A 4,261-nucleotide genomic window follows, 5' to 3' on the forward strand; every position below is an offset into this window, starting at 1 on the left:
CCCCGCCAGCACGCCGACCACCTCCCGGAAGGCGCTGTCGACGAGCACACCCCGGACCCGGTGCTGTTACGGGGTGAGCGGCCGCGTGCTGGGGTCGTCGTCGGGCGCGGTCTGGATGGTGGGACGGCCGTCGCGTAGGAGCAGGGCGAGCGGCCGGGCCGGGGTGTGCTCGTCGACAGCGCCTTCCGGGAGGTGGTCGGCGTGCTGGCGGGGTGCGTAGCTGTGGACGTAGGCCCAGGGCCAGCCTTCGGCGGCGTCGGCCTCGTCGGCGCGGCACCACAGCTGCCGGTCGGCGGCGAGCACGATGTCGCCGGTCTGCCAGCGTTCGGCGGGGTCGACGTCGGGGCGGGCGGCCGGGGTTTGCTCAGCGTCGAGGCGGGCGCGGGTCTTCTTGGTCGTGGTGAGGACGCGGTAGGCGAAGTGTTCGATGCCGTCGAGTCCGCCGAACAGGGCGAGGGCGGCTGACCAGGGGTTGCCGATGATCAGGGTGTGGTCGTCGGCGTCGTCTTCTCCGATTTCGGTGCCGGGCGGGACGATCTCGATGTCTGTGCTGTCGGCGTCGTAGCACTCGTAACGCTGGCTCATAGGAGGTGGGACCTTTCTTGGTGCTGGGTTTGTGGGTGGTCGTGTCGTGCGGCGCGACGGGGTTTCGGGGTGATGCCGGGAGCATCGGCAGGGTTCGCCCCGCCCGGGCGTGAGCGCCCGGGCGGGGCGTCAGTGCTGTTACGGCGCGGCCGGCCGGGTGGGCAGGGCAGGGGGCCACTCGCGGTGGTCGTGGATTGCGATGGCGCCGTCGAAACCGACGAGAGCGGCGGGGCTTGGAAGGTGGGCGTAGTTGCCGCTGGCCATCCAGCCGCTGAGGTAGTGGCGTACGGCGGCTGGGGTGCGCTGGTACTCGGCGGGCATTGCGGGGATGACGGACCAGGTCGTACGGCCGATGACGTCGAGGCGGCACAGCCACGCTTCGGGCCGGTCGGGGGTGAGGCGGCGTACGTGGGCGCTGACGGGCAGTGCGGTGAGCGCGCCGTCGGGGGTGGCGATCGCAGTGATGACGAATTCGGTGGTGTCGCTGAGCGAGCCGGGGCTGCCGTAGGGGCTGCGGAGCACGGTCGCGAGGGTGCCGAGAGGGTGGGTGGTCCGGGGTTGGGGGAGTTCGGGCGGGGTGTGGTCGGGGTGGGTCATGGTGGTGCCCTTCTGGTGGGTGGTGATGCCGGCGGCATCGCGCGGCGCGAGGGCCGCGCGGGGTTGAGCCGGGGGTGCGGGGGTGGCGCGTGAGCGCCCCGCCCGGGTCCGGGGCGCTCGATGCGCCCCGGACCCGGTATCGCGCCGGGCGGCTAGCGGTCGATCGCGCGGCGGGAGGCGTTGTTGAGGCGGGCGTCTCCGATGTCGGCGGTCTGCCCGGCCCGGTGTCCGGCCTGCGCGCCGCTGCCGGTGGCGTGCATGGATACCGAGGTGAACTCGGTTCCGAAGCGTTCGGCGACAAGGGCGGCGAGGCGTTCGGCACGGTCGGCCAGGATGAGGGCCGTCCCGGGGTTGGCGGTGGCGTCGGTCAACGGCTTTCGGCGCGCGGCGATGCGGTCGGCAACGGTCCGGCCGTAGCTGAGCAGGAACGACGGGAGGTAGGCGCGGTCCCGGCGCTGGGTGTCGCTCGCGCTGCTGGCGGCGGCGTAGTGGGCCTGGGCGATGATCAGGGGCAGCAACAGGCGGGCGGCGTCCACATCGGAGGTGATTCCGGCGATGCTCACCGTGTACGCGCGGGGCGGCGGGGCCTGCATGATGAGGCATTCGCAGCCCATCGCGGCGGCAACGGCGGTGACCATGAGGGATCGGGCCTGGCCGTGTCCGTCGCTGTTGGCCACGCCGAACGGCGACACCTTGAGCCCTTCGGGGGCGTCGCCTCGTGCGGCGCGGGCCTTGGCCTCGTCGATGCCGTGGCGGGCCATGAATTCGGCGGCTTTGGCGGCGGCGGTCTCGCGTTCGTGAAACGGGGTGCGCTTGTCGGTGGCGAGCGCGAGCAACGCGCGGAGGCGGGACAGGTGCTTGTCGTCGGGCTGCGGGGTGGTCATGGTGCGGGTCCTCCTGGTGGCGTCCGGGAGGTTGGGGGAGCGGGGAAGCCTCCCCCAACCTAAAACTTTGGCACGTTTAGTTGCTTGCGGGCGCGGCGGTGAGGGCGAGGCGGGCGGCCTTGCGCTCGGCGCGGCGCTGCTCGGCGGCGCGGTCCTCGCGGGCCACGATCGCGGCGAGCACGGCGGCCAGTTCGGCGACGGCGGCCGGGTCGGCGGCGGTGGCGTTCATCGCGGCGTGCACGGTGCGGGCGTCGTGGTCCACCCGTACGCGCTGCCCGGCGAGCGTGGCGGCGGGGGCGGGCCAGTCCAGGGCGTAACCGGCCTTCTCCACTTGCTCGACGTAGTTGTTCCACAGGGTTTCGGCGGCGTCCTCGGCGTCGAGCAACTCGGGGCCGATGCACGCGAGGCAGGTGCACCCCGGGTTGCACGGTTGCCCGGCCTCGGCCTCGCACTCGGCGCACGCGTCGCTGTTCTCCGGCGGGATCTCGGCGGTCTGGCTGAGGTCGAACACGACGCCGGTCCGGAACTTCGGCTTGCGGGTCTTCTCGTCCCCGTCGCCCTCGTCGTCGGCCTCGTCGCGCTCCTCGGCGTCCCGCTGGGGCTCGGCCTGCCCGGCGGCGGGGTCGGCGTCCTTGGGCTGCTTGGTGACCGGGCGCACGAGGCGTAGGCCGGTCTCGCCCTTCTTGATGTGGCGGCCCCGGGTGCGCCATCCCTTCGCCGTGTCCACATCGGTCAGCCGGAAGCCGCGTTCCTCGGCCTGGGTGTGCAACAGGATCTGATTGCGTACGGAGTAGGACAGAACGCGGTCGGACACTCCGCCGGTGGCCATCTGGTGCGCGAAGCGGCGCACGGTGTCGCCGTCCTCCAGTCGGGCCGTGGAACTGTCCATGATCTCGGCGTCGCGGCGGCGGTACTCGGCCACCTGCTCGTCGGTGTAGCGGCTGGCGCGGCGGCGGGTCGTGGGCTTGCGGGCCATCGCGGGGTATCTCCGTTCGGGCGAGGGGGTGGGGAACGGGGGCGGGATGCCCCCGTTCCATATATAAAACTTTAGCACACTAGCTGAGCTGCGTAAATGGCTGACTGCTGTCGGGCTCGGGGCGGGGCTGGGTGTGGGCGCACGCGTCGCAGTGCGCGGCGAGAATGGTGATGGATCGGCGGTTGACGTGCTGCAGCTCGGCCGTGTCGTTGGCGAGCTGGAATTTCTCGCCGGGCAGGGCGTCCTCGCAGTCGGGGCAGGGGCAGGGGCGGGCGGCGTACACGCCGTGGTGGCTGGTGATGCTGCCCCGGTACTGCACGATGGATCCGGCGGGGATCACGTCGTCGATCCAGCGGCGGCCGGACTGGGAGACCTGGATCCGTTCGCCGGTGGCGGGCCGGTGCCCGGTGAGGGTGATCAACTCGGTGCCGCTGAGGATCGCGCCTTCGACGTGCATCACGTCGGCTTCACGCTCACGGCGGACCATGTAACCGGGGCGGACTTCCTGGGTGTAGGGCATAACCTCTCCTTAAAACTTTGGCACGCTTAGTTGATGGCCTCGGCGTACTCGGCCTCCAGCTCGGACAGGTCGGACTCGCTGGCGATGGGGTAGTCAGCGAGCGCGGTTGTCCACTGCTGGACAGCTCGCAGGGCGAGCGCGTCGTCAGCGCGCACGGTGAGGGTGTGGATCGTGCCGCCGGGCCACGCGTCGATGCGGTAATCGATCTCCATACCGGCCACGCGCTCAAGGTCGGCTTTGATGACGCGATAGTTGGATTCGGCGAGCGCGTCATCTGCTCGCGGGTCGACGCTGAACGGGGTGGTCAGCCACTTGCCGTCGGTGTCGTCACGGTCGACGCGCCGCGACATCCACGAGCCGTCGCACCTGGCGGTGTGTTCGGTCAACTCGCCGACGATCGGGAGCACCTGAGCGATGCGGGCGGCGCGGCGCTGCCGGATCGACTTCCCCATTGTTTTCCCCTTCCGTTTCCCTCTTCCTTATACATAAAACTATAGCACAATATCGCGCTCGGAAGGTATTCCTACCTGGGGTTTTGTTTCTTGATCTTGTTTTGAGGGTGGCGCGCGGGTGTTGATCTTGGCGGTTGTTCACCCCCGGCCCCAGGGCCATCCCGTCACCTGGGCAACGCCATGCCGGGCCGGTGCCCGGGGTGCAAGGCGCTCTCCCTTGCGGCCCGGGTGCCGGTCTGGCATCCCT

General features: G+C 70.8%; 6 protein-coding genes. All 6 read right to left on the bottom strand.

Going from position 1 to position 4,261, the window contains the following annotated elements; translation table 11 throughout:
* Positions 1–66: 66 nt before the first annotated feature.
* Positions 67–585 (bottom strand): hypothetical protein, encoded by a 519-nt coding sequence (locus tag AB0M08_RS47200; RefSeq protein ID WP_364508843.1) that lies wholly within the window; start codon positions 583–585, stop codon positions 67–69.
* A gap of 138 nt (positions 586–723) precedes the next feature.
* A complete protein-coding gene (locus AB0M08_RS47205; protein WP_364508845.1) occupies positions 724–1,182 on the bottom strand; it encodes a hypothetical protein in 459 nt (152 codons plus the stop codon).
* Positions 1,183–1,334: 152 nt separating this feature from the next.
* Entirely contained in the window at positions 1,335–2,066 is a 732-nt protein-coding gene (locus AB0M08_RS47210) for a DUF2786 domain-containing protein (protein ID WP_364508848.1), read from the bottom strand.
* A gap of 76 nt (positions 2,067–2,142) precedes the next feature.
* Positions 2,143–3,042 carry an ArdC family protein gene (locus tag AB0M08_RS47215; protein ID WP_364508851.1) on the bottom strand — a complete coding sequence of 300 codons (900 nt, stop codon included), beginning with the start codon at positions 3,040–3,042 and terminating at the stop codon, positions 2,143–2,145.
* Between the two features lie 79 nt (positions 3,043–3,121).
* A complete protein-coding gene (locus tag AB0M08_RS47220) occupies positions 3,122–3,562 on the bottom strand; it encodes a hypothetical protein (RefSeq protein WP_364508853.1) in 441 nt (146 codons plus the stop codon).
* A 26-nt stretch (positions 3,563–3,588) separates the two neighbouring features.
* Positions 3,589–4,014 carry a hypothetical protein gene (locus AB0M08_RS47225; RefSeq protein WP_364508856.1) on the bottom strand — a complete coding sequence of 142 codons (426 nt, stop codon included), beginning with the start codon at positions 4,012–4,014 and terminating at the stop codon, positions 3,589–3,591.
* Positions 4,015–4,261 lie beyond the last annotated feature (247 nt).

The sequence above is a fragment of the Actinoplanes sp. NPDC051851 genome (assembly GCF_040681165.1).
Taxonomy (GTDB): domain Bacteria; phylum Actinomycetota; class Actinomycetes; order Mycobacteriales; family Micromonosporaceae; genus Actinoplanes.

Bases quoted from the DNA above. Each gene is read 5' to 3' on its own strand.
- AB0M08_RS47205 (WP_364508845.1), bottom strand. From the start codon at position 1,182: ATGACCCACCCCGACCACACCCCGCCCGAACTCCCCCAACCCCGGACC.
- AB0M08_RS47215 (WP_364508851.1), bottom strand. From the start codon at position 3,042: ATGGCCCGCAAGCCCACGACCCGCCGCCGCGCCAGCCGCTACACCGAC.
- AB0M08_RS47210 (WP_364508848.1), bottom strand. From the start codon at position 2,066: ATGACCACCCCGCAGCCCGACGACAAGCACCTGTCCCGCCTCCGCGCG.
- AB0M08_RS47200 (WP_364508843.1), bottom strand. From the start codon at position 585: ATGAGCCAGCGTTACGAGTGCTACGACGCCGACAGCACAGACATCGAG.
- AB0M08_RS47220 (WP_364508853.1), bottom strand. From the start codon at position 3,562: ATGCCCTACACCCAGGAAGTCCGCCCCGGTTACATGGTCCGCCGTGAG.
- AB0M08_RS47225 (WP_364508856.1), bottom strand. From the start codon at position 4,014: ATGGGGAAGTCGATCCGGCAGCGCCGCGCCGCCCGCATCGCTCAGGTG.